Source organism: Mesorhizobium sp. M7A.F.Ca.US.005.03.1.1 (assembly GCF_003997975.1).
GTDB lineage: Bacteria > Pseudomonadota > Alphaproteobacteria > Rhizobiales > Rhizobiaceae > Mesorhizobium > Mesorhizobium ciceri.
In genome coordinates, this window is the sequence record NZ_RZRO01000106.1 from 1 (window position 1) to 22,297 (window position 22,297).

The 22,297-nt window shown below is 63.3% G+C and carries 21 protein-coding genes and 1 riboswitch; of the genes, 17 read left to right on the forward strand and 4 right to left on the reverse strand.

Going from position 1 to position 22,297, the window contains the following annotated elements:
• The 4 genes from EN990_RS29585 to EN990_RS29600 form a co-directional block, all read right to left on the reverse strand.
• Window positions 1-1,338 (reverse strand): cobaltochelatase subunit CobN (locus EN990_RS29585; protein ID WP_206526360.1); only part of this gene is annotated, 1,338 nt, incomplete at its 3' end.
• An 18-nt stretch (window positions 1,339-1,356) separates the two neighbouring features.
• Complete coding sequence (gene cobW / locus EN990_RS29590; protein WP_127369892.1) at window positions 1,357-2,394, reverse strand: cobalamin biosynthesis protein CobW; 1,038 nt, start codon at window positions 2,392-2,394, stop codon at window positions 1,357-1,359.
• A gap of 2 nt (window positions 2,395-2,396) precedes the next feature.
• Complete coding sequence (locus tag EN990_RS29595; protein ID WP_013531088.1) at window positions 2,397-2,825, reverse strand: DUF1636 family protein; 429 nt, start codon at window positions 2,823-2,825, stop codon at window positions 2,397-2,399.
• 38 nt (window positions 2,826-2,863) lie between these two features.
• Window positions 2,864-3,068, reverse strand: a riboswitch (cobalamin riboswitch).
• Window positions 3,069-3,098: 30 nt separating this feature from the next.
• A complete protein-coding gene (locus EN990_RS29600) occupies window positions 3,099-4,298 on the reverse strand; it encodes a winged helix-turn-helix domain-containing protein (RefSeq protein WP_127385421.1) in 1,200 nt (399 codons plus the stop codon).
• A 331-nt stretch (window positions 4,299-4,629) separates the two neighbouring features.
• On the opposite strand from EN990_RS29600, the gene EN990_RS29605 reads away from it, so the two are divergent.
• The 17 genes from EN990_RS29605 to EN990_RS29685 all read left to right on the forward strand — a co-directional run.
• Entirely contained in the window at window positions 4,630-4,995 is a 366-nt protein-coding gene (locus EN990_RS29605) for an NADH-quinone oxidoreductase subunit A (RefSeq protein WP_010910112.1), read from the forward strand.
• Window positions 4,986-5,567 (forward strand): NADH-quinone oxidoreductase subunit B, encoded by a 582-nt coding sequence (locus tag EN990_RS29610; RefSeq protein ID WP_013531090.1) that lies wholly within the window; start codon window positions 4,986-4,988, stop codon window positions 5,565-5,567. Before EN990_RS29605 ends, EN990_RS29610 begins: the two co-directional genes overlap by 10 nt.
• Before the next feature lie 4 nt (window positions 5,568-5,571).
• Window positions 5,572-6,174, forward strand: coding sequence for an NADH-quinone oxidoreductase subunit C (locus tag EN990_RS29615; protein WP_127370116.1), 603 nt, complete (start codon window positions 5,572-5,574; stop codon window positions 6,172-6,174).
• Entirely contained in the window at window positions 6,175-7,365 is a 1,191-nt protein-coding gene (locus EN990_RS29620; protein ID WP_024501361.1) for an NADH-quinone oxidoreductase subunit D, read from the forward strand.
• Window positions 7,366-8,646, forward strand: coding sequence for an NADH-quinone oxidoreductase subunit E (locus tag EN990_RS29625; protein ID WP_024501360.1), 1,281 nt, complete (start codon window positions 7,366-7,368; stop codon window positions 8,644-8,646). It begins immediately after the preceding gene.
• A gap of 10 nt (window positions 8,647-8,656) precedes the next feature.
• Entirely contained in the window at window positions 8,657-9,961 is a 1,305-nt protein-coding gene (gene nuoF / locus EN990_RS29630; protein WP_013531094.1) for an NADH-quinone oxidoreductase subunit NuoF, read from the forward strand.
• Between the two features lie 70 nt (window positions 9,962-10,031).
• Window positions 10,032-10,721 carry an NADH-ubiquinone dehydrogenase gene (locus tag EN990_RS29635; RefSeq protein WP_027160548.1) on the forward strand — a complete coding sequence of 230 codons (690 nt, stop codon included), beginning with the start codon at window positions 10,032-10,034 and terminating at the stop codon, window positions 10,719-10,721.
• A 73-nt stretch (window positions 10,722-10,794) separates the two neighbouring features.
• Window positions 10,795-12,876, forward strand: a complete 2,082-nt coding sequence (nuoG, locus tag EN990_RS29640) for an NADH-quinone oxidoreductase subunit NuoG (RefSeq protein WP_127385420.1) — start codon at window positions 10,795-10,797, stop codon at window positions 12,874-12,876.
• Window positions 12,877-12,878: 2 nt separating this feature from the next.
• Entirely contained in the window at window positions 12,879-13,922 is a 1,044-nt protein-coding gene (gene nuoH, locus EN990_RS29645) for an NADH-quinone oxidoreductase subunit NuoH (protein WP_013531097.1), read from the forward strand.
• Window positions 13,922-14,413 carry an NADH-quinone oxidoreductase subunit NuoI gene (gene nuoI, locus EN990_RS29650; protein WP_013531098.1) on the forward strand — a complete coding sequence of 164 codons (492 nt, stop codon included), beginning with the start codon at window positions 13,922-13,924 and terminating at the stop codon, window positions 14,411-14,413. Before nuoH ends, nuoI begins: the two co-directional genes overlap by 1 nt.
• A 122-nt stretch (window positions 14,414-14,535) precedes the next feature.
• Window positions 14,536-15,156: an NADH-quinone oxidoreductase subunit J gene (locus tag EN990_RS29655; RefSeq protein WP_013531099.1), complete on the forward strand. Its 621-nt coding sequence runs from the start codon at window positions 14,536-14,538 to the stop codon at window positions 15,154-15,156.
• Between the two features lies 1 nt (window position 15,157).
• Complete coding sequence (nuoK, locus tag EN990_RS29660) at window positions 15,158-15,466, forward strand: NADH-quinone oxidoreductase subunit NuoK (protein ID WP_010910101.1); 309 nt, start codon at window positions 15,158-15,160, stop codon at window positions 15,464-15,466.
• Window positions 15,467-15,476: 10 nt separating this feature from the next.
• Window positions 15,477-17,450 carry an NADH-quinone oxidoreductase subunit L gene (nuoL, locus tag EN990_RS29665; RefSeq protein WP_127370070.1) on the forward strand — a complete coding sequence of 658 codons (1,974 nt, stop codon included), beginning with the start codon at window positions 15,477-15,479 and terminating at the stop codon, window positions 17,448-17,450.
• The gene (locus tag EN990_RS29670; protein WP_024501357.1) at window positions 17,450-18,955 is read left to right on the forward strand and encodes an NADH-quinone oxidoreductase subunit M; all 1,506 of its coding nucleotides are present in this window, start codon (window positions 17,450-17,452) and stop codon (window positions 18,953-18,955) included. Before nuoL ends, EN990_RS29670 begins: the two co-directional genes overlap by 1 nt.
• 18 nt (window positions 18,956-18,973) lie before the next feature.
• Entirely contained in the window at window positions 18,974-20,410 is a 1,437-nt protein-coding gene (gene nuoN, locus EN990_RS29675; protein ID WP_127388473.1) for an NADH-quinone oxidoreductase subunit NuoN, read from the forward strand.
• Window positions 20,411-20,415: 5 nt separating this feature from the next.
• Window positions 20,416-21,237: a biotin--[acetyl-CoA-carboxylase] ligase gene (locus tag EN990_RS29680; RefSeq protein WP_063168233.1), complete on the forward strand. Its 822-nt coding sequence runs from the start codon at window positions 20,416-20,418 to the stop codon at window positions 21,235-21,237.
• A gap of 117 nt (window positions 21,238-21,354) precedes the next feature.
• A partial coding sequence (locus EN990_RS29685; RefSeq protein ID WP_164766174.1) for a ribonuclease J occupies window positions 21,355-22,297 on the forward strand: 943 nt, incomplete at its 3' end.

The following is a 22,297-nucleotide window of genomic DNA, read 5'->3' on the forward strand; positions in this document are numbered from 1 at the left end:
ATCTAAGGCCAATCCAGTATCGCTGGCTTCCAGCAAATCCAGCAACCCACGCGGCGTCTGCGGAATCCCCTCAATCACATAGCCCTGCTCCTTCAGGTCATGCAGCATGGCGAGCACGCTGGACGGCACGTCGAGGCCCACGGCATAGCCGGTTCGACCAGGGGCACTGGGATAATCCGGGATCAGGATCGCCAGCTTGCGCCCGGCGCGGGGTGTCTCCTGCAACTTGATGAAGGCCGCGACGCGGTCAGCGACCTGCGCCACGCGATCCGGTTCCGGCCGGTTGGCGAAGGCGCGGTGGCCAAGCGCGGGATCGGTCTCGGTCTCGCCCTTGAAGGAAATGGCGCCGGCGAGGACGCGGCCGTCGAGTTCGGGCAGCACGACATGCATGGCGAGGTCGGCGGGTGCCAGGCCACGCTGGTTGTTTTGCCAGATGTCGCGGCGGGTGGTGGCGACGATGACCTGGAAGACAGGCACGCCGGCGCGGTCGAACAGCGTTTCGATGCCGGGTTCGGCGCCTGAGGCGAAAGCGGTCGCGGTGATGATGGCGGCGGGCTTCAGCGCCGTCAGTGCTGTTTGCACGAATGCCAGGGATGCCGGGTCCTTGAGGCTGGAGACGAAGATCGGGACTGGGTCGATGCCGCGCTGCCGCAGCGCTTCAACAAGCGCATCGATGGGCGCGACATCGGCGGCCAGCAGCATCGAGCGATAGAACAGGATGGGGATGATAGGAGCGTTGACGTTGTAAGCGCCAGCATTCGATAAGTCCGGCTTCTCCACAACTCCACATCCAGGCACGTAAAAACCAGCTTTCGGCACCACCACCGGGCCGATAACTTCCGCATCCGACCCCGCCAGCCGCGCCAATTTCCGCACCAGTGCGCTCATATTCGCCGGGCCGCCCTCGCGGAAATAGTCGAGCAGGCCGTCCAACTCCTCGCGCGGCAGCGTCGAGGCTTCGATCAGGCGCAGATCCTCGTCGCGGCATTCGCCGGGCAGCAGCGCCAGTTTTATGCCGCGTTCGCGGGCGGTCGAGGCAAGCTGGTCGCAGCCGTAGCGCCACCAGTCGTAGCCGCCGAGGATGCGCACGAGGATGATCTTGGCATGGCGGGCGACGCTGTCGACCCAGAGGTCGACGGACATGGGATGGCGCAGGTCGCGCAGTGCGGCCAGCCGCATCGAGGGCAGGCGGTCGGCATCGGTCCTCCACGCCGCCGCCAGTCCGGCGAGGTCGCTGTCGGTGAAGGACAGCGCCACGATATCCGCCGGCGTCTGCCGCAGATCGACCGGCTCGGCGAGGTCGTCGAGCGAGGCGGATGTCGTGGTTAGGATGTGCATCGCAATCCGTGTCCGAAATCAGCCGGCGAGTATACGCTCGATCGCCGGGCGGTTCAGCCCTTTCAGGCCGATGACGACGAGGCGCGAGCGGCGGTCGTCCTGCGCGGTCCAGGCGCGGTCATAGTAATGATTGACGCGCGGCCCGACGGCCTGCAGCAACAGCCGCATCGGCTTGCCGCCGACCTCGACGAAGCCTTTTACACGCAGCACGTTCTCTTCTTCTGCGACCGTGGCGACGCGTTTTGCCAGTTCATCGGGATTGGCGACCGAGGCTATGTCGACAATGAAGGTGTCGAAGTCGTCATGCTCGTGGTCGAAGGCGCCGTCATGATGGGATTTGCGGTTCTCGATGTCGTCCTCGACGGCGAGACCGAGCCCGAGCAGCACGGAGGGATCGACCTTGCCATGCGAGGTCGGCACGATCTTCACTGCGCGGGCGGAGTGTTCGCCAATGATGGCATTGGCGCGGGCGGTGCCGGCGGCGTCCATCAGGTCGCTCTTCGACAGGATGATCAGGTCGGCGCAGGCGATCTGGTCCTCGAACAGTTCTTCCACCGGATCGTCGTGGTCGAGCGTCTCGTCCCCGGCGCGCTGCGCCTGGAGGGCCTCCATGTCGTTGGCGACGCGGCCTTCGGCCAATGCCGGTCCGTCGACCACGGCGATGACGCCATCGACGGTCACCCGGCTTTTCACGCTCGGCCACTGAAAGGCCTGGACCAGCGGCTTGGGCAGTGCCAGGCCCGAGGTTTCGATCAGGATATGGTCGACCTTCGGCGTCAGCGACAGGATTTGGTCGAGCGCCGGGACGAAATCATCGGCGACAGTGCAGCAGATACAGCCATTGGCCAGTTCTACGATGTTTTCCTCGGGGCAGGTGTCGATACCGCATCCCTTGAGGATCTCGCCATCGATGCCGATGTCGCCGAATTCGTTGACGATGATGGCGATGCGCTTGCCGCCGGCGTTTTCCAGGAGATGGCGGACCAGCGTCGTCTTGCCGGCGCCGAGGAAGCCGGTGACGACGGTGCAGGGAACGCGGGATACGGAAGTGGTCATGGTCAATCCTTCAGCATGTCGATGGGTGGAATGCGGGCCACGAGGCCGCGCTTGAGGCTATCGGGGCGGCCACGCCACGGGATCAGGCCATCTTTCGAGGTGGCGAAGAGCTTTGCGCCTGTCACGAGGTCGGCGCCGCTGGTCGCGGTCAGGTCGCCGAAGACATAGCTCCAGCAGCCGTCGCGCAGGATCGCGGCGCTGAGGCGCCGCTTGCAATTGCCAAGGCATTCGACGCTGCGGATGCGGATATCGTCGCCAGCGGCGGCGCGGCGCGTGTCGTCCGTCAGCAACTCGCCGGCGCGGGGATGAGCGTCGGAGCCGGTCTCATTGCGGCAGGAGCCGCAGACGATGATGGTGACGCCGGCCAAGGCATCATCATGGCCGGACGAAATATCCGCTGTGCCAGCCGAAAAACTGCTGTCGTGGTCCAAAGATCGGGCTCCTTGCCCGGAAACCCGCCGGGCGATCGGATTCTACAGTCGCAGACGGCAGGTCTCCTGGCTCGCGAGTCATCGCCTTGGGTAGCCGCCTTCCCGGGAATTCCCAGTGGTTTTCGGCCTTGGCTCTTCGCTTACAGTTGCGGGGACAGCCGCGGATTTGGGATTTTGCCCCGCACCGCATTCCCTCTTAGCCCTTGCCGTTGCGGGCAAGGGACCATCTGGAACCGGATTTAGGCTTTTGCGGGCGGCGGTGTCAACGCGAGCTTACGACACCGCTATGTCGGCCAGCGCCGGCCCCAAATCCCCGGCAGGCGTCACTTCGATGCGTTCGAGCCCGAGCCAACCCTGCATCTGCTTCAATTCCTCGAACAGCTCCGCAGCGGTTTCAGGCGGCGCACCGGGCTCCGCATAGGCTGCATGGACGCGCAGTATGCTGGCCGGGCGATCGGCCTTGAGGTCGACGCGTGCCACGATCCTGTCGCCGAGCAGGAACGGCAGGACATAATAGCCGTATTGCCGCTTGTCGGCCGGCGTGTAGATCTCAATGCGGTAGTGGAAGTCGAACAGCCGCTCTGTGCGCGAGCGTTCGAAGACGACAGGATCGAACGGCGCCAGCAGGGCGCGGGCCTCGATCTTGCGCGGCAGACGCGCGTCTTTATGAAGATAGGCGGGCTTGTCCCAGCCTTCGACGCGCACCGGCAGCAACTCGCCCGTTTCAACCAGTTCCTCCAGCCGGCCTTTCATATCGGCCGGCGACAGGCGGAAATAATCGCGCAAATCGCCTGAAGTCGCCACGCCGTGGGCGCGGGCGGAAATGCGCAGCAATTCGCGGTGCGCGTCCTCAGGCGTCGGCACCGGCAGGTCGAGGATCGCCTGCGGCAGCACGCGCTCGGGCAGGTCATAGAAGCGCTCGAAACCGCGGCGGTGCGCCGTGGTGATGCGGCCGGCCCAGAACAGCCATTCGAAGGCGTGTTTGGCATGGCTCCAGCCCCACCAGCCGCCCGAACCTTTCTGGCCCTCCAGCGCGGAAGCGGCGATCGGGCCGCGCTCGGCGACCTCGCGGTAGATCTCTTCGATGTAGGCGGCGTGCTCGCGGCCCCATTTGGCGAGACCCAGATACATTTCCTCGCCCCGCTCGGCGCGCTGCATGCGCCAGCGCATCAGCGGGTATGTCTCGACCGGCAGGAAGGAGGCCTCGTGCGCCCAATATTCGAAAACCATGCGCTTGCGCGTCACGGCCGCGTTGTCGAGCAGCGAGAACGGGTAGGGGCCAAGGCGCGAATAGAGCGGCATATAATGAGCGCGCACCACCGCGCTGACGGAATCGATCTGCAACAGGCCGGTGCGGGAGAGCGTGCGGGCAAAATGCCGTCGGTCGGGCGTGCCGGTCGGGCGAGGATCGAGGAACCCTTGGGCGGCAAGGGCGATGCGCCGGGCCATCGGGAGCGAGATCTTTTCCTTCATGCAGGTATCACTTTGACGTGTTTTGACCGAGGGTCGAATGGCTGATTCCAACCCATGCTAGCAGGGTTTTGGCGGCATCCATGTCAGGAGAGAAAAGTGGAGTAAAAAGCGAAGGAAATCAAACAGGAGCGGATCGGACCAGTTTGCCGCGATATGCCGTCCAGGTCGATGTTTTGAACAAGGTTTGACTTGCTTCGCTGGAAGTGCTGCGCTAACCCTCGCCGCGTTGCAGCATAGGCCCTTAAAACGGTTCAGCGGTTAAACTGTCACGCTTCCGCATTAGGGTCCGGTGCTGTAATCAACGTGGATTGGCGCCAACGGAAAGCCGAGCATGAACGCACTCTTGAGCTCATACCTGCCCATCGTCCTGTTCATAGGCGTGGCGCTGGTTGTCGGCCTGGCGCTGCTGGCCGCGCCCTTCCTGGTGGCCTACCGCAATCCCGATCCCGAAAAGCTTTCCGCCTACGAGTGCGGTTTCAACTCGTTCGACGACGCCCGCATGAAGTTCGACATCCGTTTCTACCTGGTGTCGATCCTGTTCATCATCTTCGACCTGGAAGTAGCCTTCCTGTTTCCGTGGGCGGTGTCGTTTTCGAAGATCGGCATGCTCGGTTTCTGGTCGATGATGGTTTTTTTGGCGGTGCTGACCATCGGCTTTGCCTATGAATGGAAAAAAGGAGCGCTGGAATGGGATTGAACGACAGTTCAGGCACCCTCGTCGCGCCGAAGCCCAAGGGCATCATCGATCCCAACACCGGCAGGCCGGTGGGGGAGGACGATCCCTTCTTCCTCGAGATCAACAACGAGTTGGCCGACAAGGGCTTTCTGGTCACTTCGACCGAGGCGCTCATCACCTGGGCGCGCAGCGGGTCGCTGATGTTCATGACGTTCGGCCTCGCCTGCTGCGCGGTCGAGATGATCCACACCTCGATGCCGCGCTATGATTCGGAGCGGTTCGGCGTCGCGCCGCGTGCGTCTCCGCGCCAGTCCGACATCATGATCGTCGCCGGCACGCTGACCAACAAGATGGCGCCGGCGCTGCGCAAGGTCTACGACCAGATGCCGGAGCCGCGCTACGTCATCTCGATGGGCTCCTGCGCCAATGGCGGCGGCTATTACCACTATTCCTATTCGGTGGTGCGCGGCTGCGACCGCATCGTGCCGGTCGACATCTATGTGCCCGGCTGCCCGCCGAGCGCCGAAGCGCTGCTCTACGGCATTCTTCTCTTGCAGAAGAAGATCCGCCGCACCGGCACGATCGAACGGTAAATCCATGACCGCATCCCTGAGCGAACTGTCGACCTATCTCGGCGAGAAGCTGATCGGCCGCGTGAACGAGGCTGATATCGCCTATGGCGAACTCACCATCCATGTCGAGCCGCGCGATCTGGTCGAGGTGATGACCTTCCTGCGCGACGACGCGCGCTGCCAGTTCATCTCGATCATCGATGTCTGCGGCGCCGACTATCCGTCGCGGGCCAAGCGTTTCGACGTCGTCTATCACCTGTTGTCGCCGAAGCAGAATGTGCGCATCCGCGTCAAGGTGCAGGCCGACGAGGAAACCATGGTGCCGTCGATCACCGGCGTCTATCCCGGCGCCGACTGGTTCGAACGCGAGACCTACGATCTCTACGGCGTTTTGTTCTCCGGCCATCCCGACCTGCGCCGCCTGCTGACCGACTATGGCTTCGAAGGCCATCCCTTGCGCAAGGATTTCCCGCTGACCGGCTTCGTCGAGGTGCGCTACGACGACGAGGCCAAGCGCGTTATCTATGAGCCGGTCGAGCTCAAGCAGGAATTCCGCAATTTCGATTTTCTGTCCCCGTGGGAAGGTACGGATTACGTGCTGCCGGGTGACGAGAAGGCAAAGCAGTAAATGGCTGAAACCTCCGTCCGCAACTTCAACATCAATTTCGGCCCGCAACACCCCGCGGCGCACGGCGTTTTGCGCCTTGTGCTGGAGCTGGACGGCGAAGTCGTCGACCGCGTCGATCCGCATATCGGACTGCTGCATCGCGGTACCGAAAAGCTGATCGAAGCCAAAACCTATCTGCAGGCGGTGCCCTATCTCGACCGGCTCGACTATTGCGCGCCGATGAACCAGGAACATGCCTTTGCGCTGGCCGCCGAGCGTCTGCTCGGCATCGAGGTGCCGAAGCGTGGCCAGGTGATCCGCGTTCTCTACAGCGAGATCGGCCGCATCATGTCGCACATCCTCAATGTGACGACGCAGGCGATGGACGTCGGTGCGCTGACGCCGCCGCTGTGGGGCTTCGTCGAACGCGAAAAGCTGATGGTGTTCTATGAGCGCGCCTCCGGTTCGCGCATGCATGCCGCTTATTTTCGGCCCGGCGGCGTCCATCAGGACCTGCCGCGTCAACTGGTCGAGGACATCGGCAAGTGGATCGACCCGTTCCTGAAGTCGATCGACGACCTCGACCGGCTGCTGACCGGCAACCGCATCTTCAAGCAGCGCAATGTCGATATCGGCATCGTCTCGCTGGCGGATGCCTGGGCCTGGGGTTTTTCGGGCGTGATGGTGCGTGGCTCGGGTGCAGCCTGGGATCTGCGCAAGTCGCAACCCTATGAATGCTATTCGGAGATGGATTTCGATATTCCGATCGGCAAGAACGGCGACTGCTTCGACCGCTACCTCGTGCGCATGGAAGAAATGCGCCAGTCGGCGAAGATTATGCGCCAGTGCGTCGACCTTTTGCTCGGCAAGGAGAGCACCGGCCCGGTGTCGAACCTCGATGGCAAGGTGGTGCCGCCCAAGCGCCAGGCAATGAAGCGCTCGATGGAAGCGCTGATCCATCACTTCAAGCTCTACACCGAGGGTTATCGCGTGCCGGCCGGCGAGGTTTACGCCGCTGTCGAGGCGCCGAAGGGCGAATTCGGCGTCTATCTGGTTTCCGACGGCTCCAACAAGCCCTACCGCTGCAAGCTGCGCGCGCCGGGTTTCGCGCATCTGCAGGCGATGGATTTCCTCTGCCGCGGCCACATGCTGGCCGACGTCACCGCCGTTCTCGGCTCCCTCGACATCGTGTTTGGTGAGGTCGATCGCTAAATGTCAGTCCGCCGTCTCGCAGAAGCCAGCGTCCAGCCAGCATCCTTCGCCTTCAACCGGGCGAATGCCGCGGCTGCGAAGCAATGGATCAAGAAGTACCCGAAGGGCCGTGAACAGTCGGCCATCATCCCGCTTCTGATGATAGCACAGGAGCAGGAAGGTTGGGTGACGAAGGCGGCGATCGAGACGATCTCCGACATGCTCGGCATGCCGCGCATCCGCGGGCTGGAAGTCGCGACCTTCTACACGCAGTACCAGTTGAATCCGGTCGGCACGCGTGCGCACATCCAGGTCTGCGGCACCACGCCCTGCATGCTGCGCGGTTCGGAAGCGCTGATGGATGTCTGCCGCTCCAAAATCCATCACGACCAGTTCCACACCAACGACAAGGGAACCTTGTCCTGGGAAGAGGTGGAATGCCTCGGTGCCTGCGTCAACGCGCCGATGGTGATGATCTTCAAGGACACGTTCGAGGATCTGACGCCGGAACGCCTGGCTGAAATCATCGATCTCTATGACGCCGGCAAGGGTGCTGCGGTGGAACCGGGGCCGCAGAATGGCCGCACCGGCTCGGAGCCGGCCTCCGGCCTCACCACGCTGAAGAGCGAAAAGGCGATCCTCAAGTCGACCCGCGACAGGGAAGCCAGGGAGGCGGCCAAGGCCGCCAGGGCGGCACCCGACGCGATCGTCGCAGCGCCGGTGCCGGCGCCGGCCGCGGCCCCTGTCGCACCGTCCAACACCAGCAAGCCGAAGACCGACGCCCCTGAAACCAGCCCGGCGTTGAAGACGCCTTCAAAAACCAAGGTCGCGCCGGCGGTTGAAAAGGCGGCGAGTGTTGCCGCTCCACTGCATTCGGCCGCCAATGCCAACAAGGCAGACTCCAAAGTCGAGCAGGTTTCCAAGCAGCGCAGTGGCCCCATCACCAAGGCCGAGCCGGCCTCCGCCTTCAAGGCGCCAGAGGTCAAGGTACCGGCCGCCAAGCCGGCCAAACCGTCGCTCGGGGACAAGAACCGCCCGGCCGGCATCGACAGGCCGGCACAGGTCGATGACCTCAAACTGATCTCCGGCGTCGGCCCCAAGATCGAGGGCATCCTGCATACGCTGGGCATCTTTACCTTCGCGCAGGTCGCGTCGTGGAAGAAGGCCGAACGCGAGTGGGTGGATGGCTATCTCTCTTTCCAGGGCCGCATCGATCGCGACGACTGGGTCAAGCAGGCCAAGGCGCTCGCCAAGGGTGGCGTCGCCGAATACATCCGCGTCTTCGGCAAGAAGCCGGTCTGAGGGACGAAAAATGCTCGGGGATAAAGACCGCATCTTCACCAATATCTACGGCCTGTTCGACAAGTCCTTGGCCGGCGCGATGGCGCGCGGCGCCTGGGATAACACGCCCGGCATCGTCGCCAAGGGCCGCGAGTGGATCGTCAACGAGATGAAGGCGTCGGGCCTGCGCGGCCGTGGCGGCGCCGGCTTCCCGACCGGCCTCAAATGGTCGTTCATGCCCAAGCAGAGCGATGGCCGGCCGAGCTATCTCGTGATCAACGCCGACGAATCCGAGCCCGGCACCTGCAAGGACCGCGACATCCTGCGCAACGACCCGCACACGCTGGTCGAGGGCGCGCTGCTTGCCGGTTTCGCCATGGGTGCGGTTGCCGCCTACATCTATGTGCGCGGCGAGTTCATCCGCGAGCGCGAGGCGCTGCAGCGCGCGATCGAGGAGGCCTATGAGGCCAAGCTGATCGGCAAGAACAACACGTCCGGCTACGATTTCGACATCTACATGCACCACGGCGCCGGCGCCTATATCTGCGGCGAGGAGACTGCACTTCTCGAAAGCCTCGAAGGCAAGAAGGGCCAGCCGCGGCTGAAGCCGCCATTCCCGGCCAATGTCGGCCTCTATGGCTGCCCGACCACGGTCAACAATGTCGAATCGATCGCGGTTGCGCCGACCATCCTGCGCCGCGGTGCGGCCTGGTTCTCGTCCTTCGGCCGGCCCAACAATGTCGGCACCAAGCTGTTTTGCATCTCCGGCCATGTCAACAATCCGTGCACGGTCGAAGAGGCGATGTCGATCCCGTTCCGCGAACTGATCGAGACGCATTGCGGCGGCATTCGCGGCGGCTGGGACAATCTTTTGGCGGTCATACCGGGCGGCGCTTCGGTGCCGCTGGTGCCGGCCGAGCAGATCATCGACGCGCCGATGGATTTCGACGCGCTGCGCGACCTCAAATCCGGCCTTGGAACCGCGGCTGTCATCGTCATGGACAAGTCGACCGATGTCGTGAAGGCGATCGCGCGGCTTTCCTACTTCTACAAGCACGAGAGCTGCGGCCAGTGCACGCCATGCCGCGAAGGCACCGGCTGGATGTGGCGGGTGATGGAACGGCTGGTGCGCGGCGAGGCGCAGAAGCGCGAGATCGATATGCTGCTCGACGTCACCAAGCAGATCGAAGGCCATACGATCTGCGCGCTGGGCGACGCGGCGGCATGGCCGATCCAGGGCCTGATGCGGCATTTCCGCGGCGAAGTGGAGCGGCGCATCGACGAGTTTTCGCGCAATGCGCACCGGGCCGAGCCTGTGATGGTGGCGGCGGAATAGAAGAACGTTTTACGCGGACGAAAGTCCGCAGCGAAGGGCGGGCGAACGACGAAACGACCAGGAGAACTCTATGGCGCCGTATTCGAACCCGCTGATGCCCAATTTGGACCAGATCGACAAGATGAACCAGGACTTGACCAGGATGATGCCGAAGGAGATGGCCAGTGCCGTCAACCTTTTCGTGCATCCTGTGGCGGGTGCGGCGGCGATGTCGGCGCTTGGCCTCGGGCTTGCCAATCATGCTTTCGGCGTCTGGCTGGGCGCGTTTTCAGGTGCGGCAGAAGCCTCGCAACGGCTGCTGCAGCCGATCGTCGATGATTTCGAGGCGCGCGTCGCGCAGTTCGATGATCCGAACTCTTCCTCCACCAAGGCGCGGGCGACGGCGAAAACCATGATCGCCGAGGCGCAGTCCTTCGCCAGGGAGGTCACCGATATTGCCGCCAAGGAAGCCGCAACTGCCGTGCCGGCCGCAAACGCCGCTCCAGCAACAAGCGGCGTCGGCGATGCGCTGTTGCCCGAGGATTTCAGGCAGCCCAAGGCCGTGGAGAAGCCGGCGAAACCGGCGGATCTCAAGGCGATATCGGGCATCGGGCCCAAGCTGGAGAAGGTTCTCAACGGCCTCGGCATCTGGACGTATGCCCAGATCGCGGCATGGACGCCGCAAGAGGTTGCCTGGGTCGAGGACTATCTGTCGCTCGGCGGCCGCATCGGCCGCGACGATTGGACAGCTCAAGCGGCGGCGCTCGCCGTCAAGAAGTGAATGAAGTGCCCGACGTGGTCTCGACCGCGTCCGGAAAAAGAGATTGCGGGAACTCCGCAGGGGTTTGAGGCGAATGGCAAAGCTCAAGGTCGACGGGAAAGAGATCACTGTACCCGACCACTACACGCTGCTGCAGGCGGCGGAAGACGCTGGCGCGGAAGTGCCGCGCTTCTGCTTCCATGAGCGGCTGTCGATCGCCGGCAATTGCCGCATGTGCCTGATCGAGGTGAAGGGCGGGCCGCCCAAGCCGCAGGCTTCCTGCGCCATGAACGTGCGCGACCTGCGTCCCGGCCCGAATGGCGAGGCGCCGGAAATCTTCACCAACACGCCGATGGTCAAGAAGGCCAGGGAAGGCGTGATGGAGTTCCTGCTGATCAACCATCCGCTGGATTGCCCGATCTGCGACCAGGGCGGCGAATGCGACCTGCAGGACCAGGCGATGGCTTTCGGCGTCGATTCCTCGCGCTATCACGAGAACAAGCGCGCGGTCGAAGACAAATACATCGGACCGCTGGTGAAGACGGTGATGAACCGCTGCATCCACTGCACGCGCTGCGTCCGCTTCACCACCGAAGTCGCCGGCATTTCCGAACTGGGCCTGATCGGCCGTGGCGAGGATGCCGAGATCACCACCTATCTCGAACAGGCGATGACCTCGGAGCTGCAGGGCAATGTCATCGACCTTTGCCCGGTCGGCGCGCTGACCTCGAAGCCATTCGCCTTCCAGGCGCGGCCGTGGGAGCTGACCAAGACCGAATCCATCGACGTGATGGATGCGGTCGGCTCGGCGATCCGCGTCGATAGCCGGGGCCGCGAAGTGATGCGCATCCTGCCGCGCGTCAACGAGGCGGTGAACGAGGAGTGGATCTCCGACAAGACCCGCTTCATCTGGGACGGCCTGCGCACGCAGCGTCTCGACCGCCCCTATGTGCGCAAGGACGGCAGGCTGGTTGCCGCCAGCTGGGCCGAGGCCTTCGCCGCGATCAAGGACGCGGTGTCGAAGACGGCGCCCGAAAAGATCGGCGCTATCGCGGGCGATCTCGCCGCCGTCGAAGAAACCTATGCGCTCAAGCTGCTGATGGCTTCGCTCGGCTCGAAGAACACCGATTGCCGCCAGGATGGCGCTGCACTCGACCCGGCGCTCGGCCGTGCGAGCTACATCTTCAACCCGACCATCGAAGGCATCGAGCAGGCCGATGCGGTGCTGATCATCGGCGCCAACCCACGCTATGAAGCCTCGGTGCTCAACGCCCGTATCCGCAAGCGCTGGCGGACCGGCAATCTGCCGGTCGGTGTCATCGGCGATGTCGGCGATACCCGATACGACTACGAACAGCTGGGCGCCGGGCCGGATTCGCTGAAGGATTTGGCCGACGGAAACGGCAAGTTCTTCCAGACGCTGAAGAAGGCGATACACCCGCTGATCATCGTCGGACAGGGCGCGCTGGCGCGTCCCGATGGCGCAGCCGTGCTCGGCCAGGCGGCCAAGCTCGCGGCCGCCGTCAACGCTGCTCGCGCAGACTGGAACGGCTTTGCCGTGCTGCACAATGCGGCCGGGCGCGTCGGCGGTCTCGATCTCGGCTTCGTGCCGGGCGAGGGCGGCAGAAACGTTGCCGGCATGCTGGGCGAAATGGAGCTCTTGTTCCTGCTCGGCGCCGACGAGATCGACATGGCCAAGACCGGCGGCGCCTTCGTCGTCTATATCGGCACGCATGGCGACCAGGGCGCGCACCGCGCCAATGTCATCCTGCCGGCGGCCGCCTACACGGAAAAATCGGCCACCTATGTCAACACCGAAGGGCGCGTGCAGCAGACCAACCGCGCCGGCTTCGCGCCGGGCGAGGCGCGCGAGGACTGGGCGATCCTGCGGGCGCTGTCGGATGTGCTCGGCAAGAAACTGCCGTTCGATTCGCTGCCGCAGCTGCGCGCCAAGCTTTATGGCGAATACCCGCATCTGGCCCGTATCGACCAGGTCGCGGCCGGCAATGCCGAGGATATCGCCGAGGTGGCGAAGCTCGGCGGACGGCTGAACAAGGGCACCTTCACCTCGCCGGTGACGGATTTCTACCTGACCAACCCGATCGCGCGGGCATCGGCCGTGATGGCGGAATGCTCGGCACTGGCCAAGAGCGGCTTCAAGCAGGCGGCAGAATAAGCATGGACACTTTCTTCTCCTTCTACGTGCTGCCGGCGCTGCTGATCCTGTTGAAGTCAGTCGTGCTGATCGTTGTTCTTTTGATCTTCGTCGCCTACATCCTCTACGCCGACCGCAAGATCTGGGCGGCGGTGCAATTGCGCCGTGGCCCGAACGTCGTCGGCCCCTGGGGCACGCTGCAGGCTTTCGCCGATCTGTTGAAGTTCGTCTTCAAGGAGCCGGTCATCCCGTCAGGCGCCAACAAGGGCGTGTTTCTTTTGGCGCCGCTGGTGTCGGCCGTGCTGGCGATCTCGGCCTGGGCGGTCATCCCGGTCAGCCACGGCTGGGCGATCGCCAACGTCAATGTCGGCATCCTCTATGTCTTCGCCATCTCCTCGCTCGAGGTCTACGGCGTGATCATGGGCGGCTGGGCGTCGAACTCGAAATATCCGTTCCTCGGCGCGCTGCGCTCGGCCGCGCAGATGGTGTCCTACGAAGTCTCGATCGGCTTCGTCATCGTCACCGTTCTGCTCACCGCCGGCTCGCTCAACCTCACCGATATCGTGCTGTCGCAGCATGATGGAATTGGTACGCGGCTTGGCCTGCCCAACACCTTCCTCGACTGGAACTGGCTGGCGCTGTTCCCGATGTTCATCATCTTCTTCATCTCGGCGCTGGCCGAGACGAACCGCCCGCCCTTCGATCTGGTCGAAGCCGAATCGGAACTGGTCGCCGGCCACATGGTCGAATATTCGTCGACCCCGTTCCTTTTGTTCTTCCTCGGCGAGTATGTCGCCATCGTGCTGATGTGCGCGCTGGCCACCATCCTGTTCCTCGGCGGCTGGCTGCCTCCGTTCGACTTCGCGCCGTTCACCTGGGTGCCGGGCGTCATCTGGTTCGTGCTGAAAGTCTGCTTCGTGTTCTTCGGCATCTCCATGGTGAAGGCCTTCGTGCCGCGCTACCGCTACGACCAATTGATGCGGCTTGGCTGGAAAGTGTTCCTGCCGATCTCGCTGTTCATGGTGGTCGCCACCGCGGCCTTCCTCAAGATCACGGGGTTTGCGTGATGTCCGCTCTTTCCCAAGCCGCCAAATCGCTGCTGCTGCAGGATTTCGTCAGCGCCTTCTTCCTGTCGATGCGCCAGTTCTTCGCGCCGAAGGAGACGATCAACTATCCGCACGAGAAGGGGCCAACCAGCCCGCGCTTCCGCGGCGAGCATGCGTTGCGCCGCTATCCCAATGGCGAGGAACGCTGCATCGCCTGCAAATTGTGCGAGGCGATCTGCCCCGCGCAGGCCATCACCATCGAGGCCGGCCCGCGCCGCAATGACGGCACGCGCCGCACGGTGCGCTACGACATCGACATGGTGAAGTGCATCTATTGCGGCTTCTGCCAGGAAGCCTGCCCGGTCGACGCCATCGTCGAGGGGCCGAATTTCGAGTTCGCGACGGAGACGCGCGAGGAACTCTACTACGACAAGGACAGACTGTTGGCGAATGGCGACCGGTGGGAGCGCGAGCTGGCGCGCAACATCTCGCTGGACTCGCCCTACCGCTGATATTTGACGCATGGACGGGGCGAGGGGCCTCGTCTAAGGACACAACGAAACTTGCGGCCTGAGGCGGCAAACATCGAAACAGGACGGTTGTCCTGTTTGTACAGGAACCCGGGGGATCCCCAATGTTGAGTGGACTAGAGGCGGCCTTTTTCTACCTCTTCGCCTTTGTCGCGGTGGCATCGGCGTTCATGGTCATTTCGTCGCGCAACCCCGTGCATTCGGTGCTGTTCCTGATCCTGACCTTCTTCAACGCCGCCGGCCTGTTCATGCTGACCGGCGCCGAGTTCCTGGCGATGATCCTGCTCGTCGTCTATGTCGGCGCGGTGATGGTTCTGTTCCTGTTCGTCGTCATGATGCTCGACGTCGATTTCGCCGAACTGAAGAGCGGCGCCCTGCAATATGCGCCGATCGGCGCGCTGGTCGGGCTGATCCTGGCGGCGGAGCTGATCGTGGTTCTCGGCGGCTACACCTTCGCGCCGCAGCTCGCTTCGACGGTCTCCAAGCCCATTCCGGATCTTGCCACGCGGACCAATACCGCCGCGCTCGGCGACATCCTCTATACGGACTACCTCTACTACTTCCAGATTTCGGGCCTCGTGCTGCTGGTCGCCATGATCGGCGCCATCGTGCTGACGCTGCGCCACAAGCCAGGCGTCAAGCGGCAGTCGATCGCAGCCCAGGTCGGCCGCACACCGGCGACCGGCATGGAAATCCGCAAGGTCAAGACAGGCGAGGGACTCTGAAATGGTTGTCGGCATCGCACATTATCTGACCGTATCGGCTGTTCTGTTCACGCTCGGCGTGTTCGGCATCTTCCTGAACCGCAAGAACGTCATCGTCATCCTGATGTCGGTCGAGCTGATCCTGCTGGCGGTCAACATCAACTTCGTCGCCTTTTCGGCAGCACTCGGCGATCTGGTCGGCCAGGTGTTCGCGCTGTTCGTGCTGACGGTCGCGGCGGCCGAAGCCGCCATCGGACTTGCCATTCTCGTCGTCTTCTTCCGCAACCGCGGCTCGATCGCGGTCGAAGACGTGAACATGATGAAGGGTTGACGGAACCACCATGTATCAGGCCATCGTCTTCCTTCCCCTGCTCGGCTTCCTGATCGTCGGCCTGTTCGGCACGTCGCTCGGCGCCAAGGCGTCCGAATACATCACCTCGGGTTTCCTGGTGATCGCGGCCGTGCTGTCGTGGGTCGCGTTCTTCACCGTCGGTTTCGGCCATGGCGAGGTGTTCACCGTGCCCGTGCTGCGCTGGATACAGTCGGGTGGGCTGGAAGCGTCCTGGGCGCTGCGGATCGACACGCTGACGGTGGTCATGCTGGTGGTGGTCAACACCGTGTCGGCGCTGGTCCACATCTATTCGATCGGCTACATGCACCACGATCCGAACCGGCCGCGCTTCTTCGCCTATCTGTCGCTGTTCACCTTCGCCATGCTGATGCTGGTGACGGCGGACAACCTCGTGCAGATGTTTTTCGGCTGGGAAGGGGTGGGGCTGGCGTCCTATCTGCTGATCGGCTTCTGGTACAAGAAGCCGTCGGCCAATGCCGCGGCAATCAAGGCCTTTGTCGTCAACCGCGTCGGCGATTTCGGCTTCGCACTCGGCATCTTCGGCGTGTTCGTGCTGTTCGGCTCGGTCAATCTCGGCACTATTTTCGCCAATGCGGCGACGTTCATCCCGGCCGAAGGTGCACCGCAGGGTGCCGCGGTGCTGACTTTCCTTGGCCATGCGCTGGACAAGCAGGCGGCCATGACGATCGTCTGCCTGCTCCTGTTCATGGGCGCCATGGGCAAGTCGGCGCAAGTGCCGCTGCACACCTGGCTGCCGGACGCCATGGAAGGCCCGACGCCGGTTTCGGCCCTGATCCATGCCGCCACCATGGTGACGGCGGGCGTGTTCATGCTGGCGCGGTTGTCGCCGCTGTTCGAACTGTCGCATTCGGCGCTGACGGTCGTGACCTTCATCGGTGCCTTCACGGCCTTCTTCGCGGCCACCGTCGGTCTCGTCCAGAACGACATCAAGCGCGTCATCGCCTATTCGACCTGCTCGCAGCTCGGCTACATGTTCGTGGCGCTCGGCGTCGGCGCCTATGGCGCGGCGATCTTCCACCTGTTCACGCATGCCTTCTTCAAGGCGCTGCTGTTCCTCGGCTCGGGCTCGGTCATCCACGCCGTGTCCGACGAGCAGGACATGCGCAATATGGGCGGCCTCAGGAAACTGATCCCGACCACCTACTGGATGATGGTGATCGGCACGCTGGCGCTGACCGGCGTCGGCATTCCGGTGACGGTCATCGGCACCGCCGGCTTCTTTTCCAAGGACGCCATCATCGAGAGCGCCTTTGCCGGCCACAATTTGGTTGCCGGCATGGCCTTCGTGCTTTTGGTCATCGCCGCCTGCTTCACCTCCTTCTACTCCTGGCGGCTGATCTTCATGACCTTCCACGGCAAGCCGCGGGCGAGCCATGAGGTGATGCACCATGTCCATGAATCGCCGCCGGTGATGCTGGTGCCGCTGTTCATCCTGGCCGCGGGCGCGCTGTTTGCCGGCGTCATCTTCCACAACGCCTTCATCGGCGAGGGCTATGCCGAGTTCTGGAAGGCATCGCTGTTCACATTGCCTGACAATCACATCCTGCACGACATCCACGAATTGCCGCTGTGGGTCGAACTGTCGCCCTTCATCGCCATGCTGATCGGCTTCGCGCTGGCCTGGAAATTCTACATCCGCTCGCCGGAAATGCCGGTCAACCTGGCCGCGCAGCATCGCGGGCTCTACGCCTTCCTGCTCAACAAGTGGTATTTCGACGAGCTCTACGACTTCCTGTTCGTGCGGCCCGCCAAGCGCCTCGGCCACTTCCTGTGGAAGACCGGCGACGGCACCGTCATCGACGGCCTCGGCCCCGACGGTATTTCGGCGCGCGTCGTCGATGTCACCAACCGCGTCGTCAAGCTGCAGACCGGCTATCTCTACCACTACGCCTTCGCCATGCTGATCGGCGTTGCCGCACTCGTCACCTGGATGATGCTCTGATGACCGCCTGGCCAATCCTCTCGCTGGTCACCTTCCTGCCGCTGGTTGGTGTGCTGCTTATCCTATTCATCAATGACGACAGCGAAAATGCACGCCGCAACATCCGCGCCATCGCGCTGTTGACGACGACGTTCACGTTCATCATCTCGCTGTTCATCTGGACCGGCTTCGACAATTCGCAGTCCGGCTTCCAGTTCGTCGAGAAGGTCGCCTGGCTCGATTCCGGCATTTCCTACCATATGGGCGTCGACGGCATCTCGATGCTGTTCGTCATACTGACGACGTTCCTGATGCCGCTCTGCATCCTGGCATCGTGGGAATCGATCGAGAAGCGCGTCAAGGCCTACATGATTGCCTTCCTGCTGCTCGAAACGCTGATGATCGGCGTGTTCTGCGCGTTGGACATCGTGCTGTTCTACGTCTTCTTCGAAGCCGGCCTGATCCCGATGTTCATCATCATCGGCGTCTGGGGCGGCAAGCGGCGCGTCTACGCCTCGTTCAAGTTCTTCCTCTACACGCTCGCCGGTTCGGTGCTGATGCTGCTCGCCATCATGGCGATGTTCTTCCAGTCCGGAACAACCGACATCCCGACGCTGCTGACCCACAATTTCCCGGCCAACATGCAGACCTGGCTGTGGCTTGCCTTCTTCGCCTCGTTCGCGGTGAAGATGCCGATGTGGCCGGTGCACACCTGGCTGCCCGATGCGCACGTCGAGGCGCCGACGGCGGGCTCCGTCATCCTGGCCGGCATCCTGTTGAAGATGGGCGGGTACGGCTTCCTGCGTTTCTCCTTGCCGATGTTCCCGCTGGCGTCGGAAATGTTCGCGCCGCTGGTCTTCGCGCTGTCCGTCGTCGCCATCATCTACACCTCGCTGGTGGCGCTGATGCAGGAGGACATGAAGAAGCTGATCGCCTATTCGTCGGTTGCCCATATGGGCTTCGTCACCATGGGCATCTTTGCCATGAACCAGGAAGGCGTGCAGGGCGCGATCTTCCAGATGCTCAGCCACGGCCTCGTCTCCGGCGCGCTGTTCCTGTGCGTCGGCGTCATCTACGACCGCATGCACACACGTGAGATCGCGGCCTATGGCGGGCTGGTCAACAACATGCCGAAATACGCCACGGTGTTCCTGATCTTCACCATGGCCAATGTCGGCCTGCCCGGTACCAGCGGCTTCGTCGGCGAGTTCCTGACCATGCTCGGCGTGTTCCGGGTCAACACATGGGTGGCGTTCTTCGCCGCCACCGGCGTCATCCTGTCGGCCGCCTACGCGCTCTGGCTCTACCGCCGGGTGATCTTCGGCGCACTGACCAAGGAGAGCCTTAAGGGACTGCTCGACCTGTCGCCGCGCGAGAAGGTGATCATCTACCCGCTGGTCGTGCTGGTCATCTTCTTCGGCGTCTATCCCGCCCCGGTCTTCGACGCGACGGCCCAATCGGTCAAGTCGCTCGTCACCAATGTCACTGCATCCATCGGCGCCGCGCAGACCGCGGCGGCGAACTGACCAGAGGTTTTGCGAACCATGACGCCGGACCTTCTCTCCAGCCTGTCGCTCTCGACGCCAGAGCTGATCCTTGCCGTCGGCGCGCTGGCGCTGCTGATGGTCGGAGCCTATTCGCGCGCCAACACGGCCAACACGGTAACCGGCCTTGCGGTTGCCGTGCTGGCGATCGTGGGCGCCTGGCTGATCTTCCGAACCGGGCAGGGCAGCGCTTATGGCAATGCCTTCATCCAGGATTCCTTCGGCCGCTTCATGAAGGTGCTGGCACTGGTTGGCTCGGCGGTGACGCTGGTGATGTCGATGCGCTTCGCCAAGGCGGAGCGTTTCGACAAGTTCGAATATCCGGTGCTGATCCTGCTGTGCACGCTCGGCATGATGCTGATGATCTCGGCCAACAGCATGATCGGCCTCTATCTCGGCCTCGAGCTGCAGTCGCTGGCGATCTATGTGCTGTGCGCGATCAACCGCGACAATCTGCGCTCGACCGAAGCGGGCCTCAAATATTTCGTTCTCGGTGCGCTGTCGTCGGGCATGCTGCTCTATGGCATCAGCCTGGTCTACGGCTACACCGGCAACACCGGCTTCCAGGAAATCGCCACGGCACTCGGCAGCGGCGAGCGCCAGCTTGGCCTCGTTTTCGGCCTCGTCTTCGTGCTGGCCGGCCTTGCCTTCAAGATTTCCGCGGTGCCGTTCCACATGTGGACGCCTGACGTCTATGAGGGCGCGCCGACTCCGGTGACGGCCTTCCTGGCGGCGGCGCCGAAAATGGCGGCGATGGCACTGATCGTGCGCGTCACCATGGGCGCGTTCAAGCCAATCGCCGCCGACTGGCAGCAGATCATCGTCTTCATCTCGATCGCCTCGATGGCACTCGGCTCCTTCGCCGCAATCGGGCAGACCAACATCAAGCGCCTGATGGCCTATTCCTCGATTGGCCATATGGGTTACGCGCTGGTCGGCCTTGCCGCCAACAGCCAGGCCGGCGTGCGCGGCGTTGCCATCTACATGCTGATCTATCTGGTGATGACGCTCGGCACCTTCGCCTTCATCCTCGCCATGCGGCGCAAGGAAGGCAATGTCGAGCAGATCAGCGACCTGGCCGGCCTGTCGTCGACCAATCCGGTCATGGCGACGATCCTGACCATCCTGATGTTCTCACTCGCCGGCATTCCACCGCTCGCCGGCTTCTGGGGGAAATGGTACGTCTTCCTCGCCGCCATCAACGCCAATCTCTACGCGCTGGCGATCATCGGCGTGCTGGCCTCGGTAGTGGGCGCCTATTACTATTTGCGCATCATCAAGATCATGTGGTTCGACGAACCGGTCGGCGGCTTCGTGCCGATGGCGACGGAATTGCGTGTCGTGCTCGGCGTCTCCGGCGCCTTCGTGCTGTTCTACGTGTTGATCGGTGGGCCGATCGGCACCTATGCCGAAGCCGCCGCCAAGACGTTTTTCTAGACGGCATGGCATTTCGGCTGGCTCCAACCTCGGCGTCGGAAGGGTTCCGGCTCGAGGCGCATGAGAGCGTCGGCTCCACCAATGCGCTGGCACTGGACCACGCAAGGGCAGGCGACGCCGGCAAATTGTGGGTCGTTTCCAAGAAGCAGGAAAGCGGGCGTGGCCGGCGCGGCCGCGTCTGGGCGACCCCGGAAGGCAACCTGGCGGCGACGCTGCTCGTCATCACCAAGGCAGAGCTTCGCCTTGCCGCGACATTGGGCTTCGTCGCAGGACTGGCGCTGGCCGATGCACTCGATGCCGTGGTGCCGAAGGGCCGGATCGCCATTGGCCTCGACGGTGGCAGCGAAGGAAAAAACCGTTTCGAGCTGAAATGGCCGAACGACGTGCTTGCCTCCGGCGCCAAGCTGGCCGGCATCCTGCTGGAATCGGCAATCCTCGAGGGCGGCCGTTTCGGAGTGGCGGTCGGCATCGGCGTCAATGTGGTGGCATACCCTGAGGATTTGCCGTATCCCGCAACTTCCTTGCGCGCGCTGGGCGCGGCATGCGATGCGGAAACACTGTTCCTGGCGCTGTCGGATGCCTGGAGCGAGAATGCCCGATTGTGGGATGAGGGGCGCGGACTTGCCGCCGTCAGGCGACGGTGGCTTGATCGTGCCGCGGGGCTCGGCGGCGAGGTTGCCGTCAGAATTGACGGTAATGTGGTGCGCGGGGTGTTTGAGACCATTGACGAGGACTGCCGTTTCGTGATCCGCGACGATGAAGGTTCGGTTCGGACGATCGCCGCCGGCGATGTGCATTTCGGCGCGGTCGCTTCGGCCAGGGCATAGGGCCGTTCATGAACGGTTCTAACTGTTTGTTTTTACGCAACTCCGGTGGGAAAACCGTTACACACTTTTCCCGGAATTGCTTTTGAGCTTGGCCTGAGGGCCAGGAAGGGAAAAATCATGGCGAAAGCGGAAAACGCCGAACTCGTCTTCGTGCCGCTCGGCGGCGTCGGCGAGATCGGCATGAACTTCGCTCTTTACGGCTACGGGCCGCCCAGCGCGCGCGAATGGATCGTCATCGATGTCGGAGTGACCTTCCCCGATGCCAGCCTGCCGGGCGTCGACCTGGTGCTGCCCGACACACGCTTCATCGAGGAGAACCTCGCCAATCTGCGCGGCATCATCATCACGCATGCGCATGAAGACCATTACGGCGCGCTGCTCGACACATGGCCGAAGCTGAAGGCGCCGGTCTGGATGACGCCGTTCAGCGCCGGCCTGCTGGAAGCCAAGCGGCAAGGCGAGCAGGGCGCACCGAAAATACCGGTCACGATCTACCGGGCGGGCGAGAAATTCACCGTCGGCCCCTTCGAGATCGAAGCCATTCCGGTCGCGCACTCGATTCCCGAGCCGATGTCGCTGGCGATCACCTCGCCGGCAGGCACCGTCATCCATACCGGTGACTGGAAGATCGATCCGGAGCCGACGATCGGGCCGAAGACCGACGAGGCGCGTTTCCGCGCCTATGGCGACAAGGGCGTTCTGGCGCTGATCTGCGATTCGACCAATGCGCTGCGCGAAGGCGAGTCGCCTTCGGAAGTGGCTGTGGGCGAGGGCCTCAAGGGCGTCATCCAGGCTGCCAAGGGCCGCGTCGCCGTCACTACGTTCTCCTCCAATGTCGGACGCATCGTCTCGATCGCCAAAGCGGCCCGCGATGCCGGACGCCAGTGCCTGGTGCTTGGCCGTTCGCTGAAGCGGGTCATCGATGTGGCCGGCGAACTTGGCTACATGGACGGTCTGCCGGAGTTCATCGCCGAGGAGGATTTTGGTTTCATCCCGCGCGAAAACCTGGTCATCATCTGCACCGGCAGCCAGGGCGAGCCGCTGGCCGCACTGGCCAAGC

What these genes read in the sequence shown, in the direction of transcription:
- cobW (WP_127369892.1), bottom strand. Translation starts at nt 2,394, where the DNA reads ATGACCACTTCCGTATCCCGCGTTCCCTGCACCGTCGTCACCGGCTTC.
- EN990_RS29600 (WP_127385421.1), bottom strand. Translation starts at nt 4,298, where the DNA reads ATGAAGGAAAAGATCTCGCTCCCGATGGCCCGGCGCATCGCCCTTGCC.
- EN990_RS29605 (WP_010910112.1), top strand. Translation starts at nt 4,630, where the DNA reads ATGAACGCACTCTTGAGCTCATACCTGCCCATCGTCCTGTTCATAGGC.
- EN990_RS29610 (WP_013531090.1), top strand. Translation starts at nt 4,986, where the DNA reads ATGGGATTGAACGACAGTTCAGGCACCCTCGTCGCGCCGAAGCCCAAG.
- EN990_RS29615 (WP_127370116.1), top strand. Translation starts at nt 5,572, where the DNA reads ATGACCGCATCCCTGAGCGAACTGTCGACCTATCTCGGCGAGAAGCTG.
- EN990_RS29620 (WP_024501361.1), top strand. Translation starts at nt 6,175, where the DNA reads ATGGCTGAAACCTCCGTCCGCAACTTCAACATCAATTTCGGCCCGCAA.
- EN990_RS29625 (WP_024501360.1), top strand. Translation starts at nt 7,366, where the DNA reads ATGTCAGTCCGCCGTCTCGCAGAAGCCAGCGTCCAGCCAGCATCCTTC.
- nuoF (WP_013531094.1), top strand. Translation starts at nt 8,657, where the DNA reads ATGCTCGGGGATAAAGACCGCATCTTCACCAATATCTACGGCCTGTTC.
- EN990_RS29635 (WP_027160548.1), top strand. Translation starts at nt 10,032, where the DNA reads ATGGCGCCGTATTCGAACCCGCTGATGCCCAATTTGGACCAGATCGAC.
- nuoG (WP_127385420.1), top strand. Translation starts at nt 10,795, where the DNA reads ATGGCAAAGCTCAAGGTCGACGGGAAAGAGATCACTGTACCCGACCAC.
- nuoH (WP_013531097.1), top strand. Translation starts at nt 12,879, where the DNA reads ATGGACACTTTCTTCTCCTTCTACGTGCTGCCGGCGCTGCTGATCCTG.
- nuoI (WP_013531098.1), top strand. Translation starts at nt 13,922, where the DNA reads ATGTCCGCTCTTTCCCAAGCCGCCAAATCGCTGCTGCTGCAGGATTTC.
- EN990_RS29655 (WP_013531099.1), top strand. Translation starts at nt 14,536, where the DNA reads ATGTTGAGTGGACTAGAGGCGGCCTTTTTCTACCTCTTCGCCTTTGTC.
- nuoK (WP_010910101.1), top strand. Translation starts at nt 15,158, where the DNA reads ATGGTTGTCGGCATCGCACATTATCTGACCGTATCGGCTGTTCTGTTC.
- nuoL (WP_127370070.1), top strand. Translation starts at nt 15,477, where the DNA reads ATGTATCAGGCCATCGTCTTCCTTCCCCTGCTCGGCTTCCTGATCGTC.
- EN990_RS29670 (WP_024501357.1), top strand. Translation starts at nt 17,450, where the DNA reads ATGACCGCCTGGCCAATCCTCTCGCTGGTCACCTTCCTGCCGCTGGTT.
- nuoN (WP_127388473.1), top strand. Translation starts at nt 18,974, where the DNA reads ATGACGCCGGACCTTCTCTCCAGCCTGTCGCTCTCGACGCCAGAGCTG.
- EN990_RS29680 (WP_063168233.1), top strand. Translation starts at nt 20,416, where the DNA reads ATGGCATTTCGGCTGGCTCCAACCTCGGCGTCGGAAGGGTTCCGGCTC.